General features: G+C 67.9%; 3 pseudogenes. 1 reads left to right on the top strand and 2 read right to left on the bottom strand.

The features are described from left to right. Nucleotides 1-225: pseudogene (locus U8L64_RS00230) on the bottom strand (flagellar M-ring protein FliF C-terminal domain-containing protein); the annotation flags it as partial. On the opposite strand from U8L64_RS00230, the pseudogene U8L64_RS20120 reads away from it, so the two are divergent. Next, nucleotides 225-317: pseudogene (locus U8L64_RS20120) on the top strand (hypothetical protein); the annotation flags it as partial. The pseudogenes U8L64_RS00230 and U8L64_RS20120 sit on opposite strands and share 1 nt — an antisense overlap. Here U8L64_RS20120 and U8L64_RS00225 read toward each other — a convergent pair. Continuing rightward, a pseudogene (locus U8L64_RS00225) lies at nt 317-430 on the bottom strand (cbb3-type cytochrome c oxidase subunit I); the annotation flags it as partial. The pseudogenes U8L64_RS20120 and U8L64_RS00225 sit on opposite strands and share 1 nt — an antisense overlap. Between the last annotated feature and the right edge of the window lie 75 nt (nt 431-505).

The following is a 505-nucleotide window of genomic DNA, read 5'->3' as shown; positions in this document are numbered from 1 at the left end:
CCTGACGACCGCCAGCTGGCTGGTGGTCTGCTGCTTCGCCGCACTGCCCATGAAACTCAGTCTGGCTAAAAAGCTGCTCAGCGCACCGGGCACGCCCTGCGGCGGCAGGCAGCTCTGGCGCTGCTCGTAGACGCTCTGCTCGCAGCGCAGTGCCGCCTGGGCAGGGGTGAAGGATTCCGAGGTGGACTCCACCGCACTGAAATCGACGTCCGCCGAGACTTCCGCGCTTCGTCAGCCGACGCGCCGCCGAAATGACCGGCCTGCCGGTGGAGAACAGCGGCTGGCTGGTCGCTCACCTGGGCAATGGCTGCGCCTCGAAGGAGTAGGTGAGCGTGCCGTCTTCGTTGATCGCGCGCCACATCAGGCCCTGGGCGATGCCGTTGACCCACATCGAGGCGATGTAGAGCACGGTGCCGATGGTGGCCAGCCAGCGCCAGCGCTGAACAGGTCGCCGCCGGGCAGGTCCAGCCCGTCGCGGACCCGGCGGTCGAAGTCGAGCAGATCC

Source organism: Pseudomonas sp. FIP_A4, assembly GCF_036701605.1.
Classification (GTDB): domain Bacteria; phylum Pseudomonadota; class Gammaproteobacteria; order Pseudomonadales; family Pseudomonadaceae; genus Stutzerimonas; species Stutzerimonas phenolilytica.
Note: the sequence above shows the minus strand (reverse complement) of the source record. Positions and strands in the feature narration are given on the sequence as shown.